Here is a 254-nt window from a genome sequence, read left to right on the forward strand (position 1 = left end):
ATGCGCGGTGGTAGCTCAGTTGGTTAGAGTACCGGCCTGTCACGCCGGGGGTCGCGGGTTCGAGCCCCGTCCGCCGCGCCATTATTTAAAAATACTGATTTTTCAGTATCTCCCTTTTTCGGGTGATTAGCTCAGTTGGTAGAGCGTCTGCCTTACAAGCAGAATGTCGGCGGTTCGACTCCGTCATCACCCACCAAGTTTCCTTTCATTGTCTTTGACAGTGGATGCGCGGTGGTAGCTCAGTTGGTTAGAGT

2 tRNA genes are annotated in these 254 nt (G+C 53.1%); both read left to right on the forward strand.

Annotated elements, in window-relative coordinates:
* Positions 1-4 precede the first annotated feature (4 nt).
* Positions 5-81: transfer RNA gene (locus tag HMPREF2608_RS06730), tRNA-Asp, on the forward strand.
* 39 nt (positions 82-120) lie between these two features.
* A tRNA-Val gene (locus tag HMPREF2608_RS06735) sits at positions 121-196 on the forward strand.
* Positions 197-254: the final 58 nt, after the last annotated feature.

Source organism: Neisseria sp. HMSC064D07, assembly GCF_001837185.1.
GTDB lineage: Bacteria > Pseudomonadota > Gammaproteobacteria > Burkholderiales > Neisseriaceae > Neisseria > Neisseria flavescens_C.